Genomic DNA, 2,500 nt, shown 5'->3' on the forward strand with positions numbered 1-2,500 from the left:
TAAAAAAGGGTGTTACATTTGCAGCCCGCTAAACAGGTATGAAGATGTTTGTTAAGTAGGGGTTAAAAAAGAGTAAACGTTCCTTGTGATATATTGTTTTGAGACGGCGAAAAAAAAGATTTCGATTTTTTTTAAAAGAAAGTTGCCGGTTAGAAAAACAGTTGTATATTTGCAGCCGCTTAGACAGACAGTAAGATGTTCGGAAGGCGTTTCCCGGGAGACCGGGAGGGATATAGAAGTTCATTTGACATATTGTGGAGACAGCGTAAAGGGATGAATTGGGAAACCTTTTTGTTCCGATGAATTACGAAACAACATACAGATTAGAGTTTAAGATTTTTATTTTAGGATGAGAGTCGGGGCCGGGAAATTTTCGGGGTTGAGAGACTTATAACATATAATGAAACAACGATGAAGAGTTTGATCCTGGCTCAGGATGAACGCTAGCGGCAGGCCTAACACATGCAAGTCGAGGGGTAACAAGTCTAGCTTGCTAGATGTTGACGACCGGCGCACGGGTGCGCAACGCGTATACAATCTGCCCCCTACTGTGGGATAGCCCAGAGAAATTTGGATTAATACCACATGGTACCATATTACGGCATCGTATTTATGGTTAAAGGTTACGGTAGGGGATGAGTATGCGTCCCATTAGTTAGTTGGCGAGGTAACGGCTCACCAAGACCGCGATGGGTAGGGGCCCTGAGAGGGGGATCCCCCACACTGGTACTGAGACACGGACCAGACTCCTACGGGAGGCAGCAGTGAGGAATATTGGACAATGGGCGGGAGCCTGATCCAGCCATGCCGCGTGCAGGAAGAATGCCCTATGGGTAGTAAACTGCTTTTATACGGGAAGAAAAAGGGCTACGTGTAGCCCACTGACGGTACCGTAAGAATAAGGACCGGCTAACTCCGTGCCAGCAGCCGCGGTAATACGGAGGGTCCGAGCGTTATCCGGAATTATTGGGTTTAAAGGGTCCGTAGGCGGGCCGATAAGTCAGGGGTGAAAGTCTGCCGCTCAACGGTAGAATTGCCTTTGATACTGTCGGTCTTGAGTTATGGTGAAGTTGGCGGAATATGTAGTGTAGCGGTGAAATGCATAGATATTACATAGAACACCGATTGCGAAGGCAGCTGACTAACCATCGACTGACGCTGATGGACGAAAGCGTGGGGAGCGAACAGGATTAGATACCCTGGTAGTCCACGCCGTAAACGATGGATACTAGCTGTCCGGGTCCTTGAGACCTGGGCGGCCAAGCGAAAGTGATAAGTATCCCACCTGGGGAGTACGTTCGCAAGAATGAAACTCAAAGGAATTGACGGGGGCCCGCACAAGCGGTGGAGCATGTGGTTTAATTCGATGATACGCGAGGAACCTTACCAGGGCTTAAATGCATATTGACAGGGTCAGAGATGACTTTTCCTTCGGGCAATTTGCAAGGTGCTGCATGGTTGTCGTCAGCTCGTGCCGTGAGGTGTCAGGTTAAGTCCTATAACGAGCGCAACCCCTACCGTTAGTTGCCAGCGAGTCATGTCGGGGACTCTAACGGGACTGCCGGTGCAAACCGTGAGGAAGGTGGGGACGACGTCAAATCATCACGGCCCTTACGTCCTGGGCCACACACGTGCTACAATGGCCGGTACAGCGGGAAGCCATGCGGTAACGCAGAGCGGATCCACAAAACCGGTCACAGTTCGGATCGGGGTCTGCAACTCGACCCCGTGAAGCTGGAATCGCTAGTAATCGGATATCAGCCATGATCCGGTGAATACGTTCCCGGGCCTTGTACACACCGCCCGTCAAGCCATGGAAGCCGGGAGTGCCTGAAGTCCGTCACCGCAAGGAGCGGCCTAGGGCAAGATCGGTAACTAGGGCTAAGTCGTAACAAGGTAGCCGTACCGGAAGGTGCGGCTGGAACACCTCCTTTCTAGAGCTTCGGCCTTCGGAATTGTCAAGGGCCCCGACGCCTCGTTCTAAATATTCAAGTCGTACAAGATCTGTAAGTATAGGATAGAGTCTCCACATTAATAATATAAGATACCTCTTTTGGTACGGAGTACAAAGAGTGGTAGGGACAGTCCCATAGCTCAGCTGGTTAGAGCGCTACACTGATAATGTAGAGGTCGGCAGTTCGAGTCTGCCTGGGACTACAAAGGGCACCTTTTGTTAGGTGCGCACGTTCATTGAGAATAATATTGAATAGGAAATTCTAGAAGTTGAGTAGTAGTTGGAAGTACTGACTACTGACTACTATATGCTAACTACTAGTATATGGGGGATTAGCTCAGCTGGCTAGAGCGCCTGCCTTGCACGCAGGAGGTCATCGGTTCGACTCCGATATTCTCCACCAGGCGGTGCCTGGAGATAATTGATTTGTCTTCAAGTATTGCATGAGTGGCCACAAGGGTAATTTTTAATTGTCCGTGGCGACTCGCCACAAGTTCATTGACATATTGGGACAGGACGTATATCTTTCGGGATATATGTACTGAA

The 2,500-nt window shown here is 49.5% G+C and carries 2 tRNA genes and 1 rRNA gene; all 3 read left to right on the forward strand.

Features of this window, described 5'->3' with window-relative positions:
- Positions 1-408 precede the first annotated feature (408 nt).
- Positions 409-1,934 (forward strand): 16S ribosomal RNA (locus SJY45_RS00005).
- A 149-nt stretch (positions 1,935-2,083) separates the two neighbouring features.
- Positions 2,084-2,157 (forward strand) — tRNA-Ile (locus SJY45_RS00010).
- A 123-nt stretch (positions 2,158-2,280) separates the two neighbouring features.
- Positions 2,281-2,357: transfer RNA gene (locus tag SJY45_RS00015), tRNA-Ala, on the forward strand.
- Positions 2,358-2,500: the final 143 nt, after the last annotated feature.

The organism is Zobellia russellii (assembly GCF_044597075.1).
Lineage (GTDB): Bacteria > Bacteroidota > Bacteroidia > Flavobacteriales > Flavobacteriaceae > Zobellia > Zobellia russellii.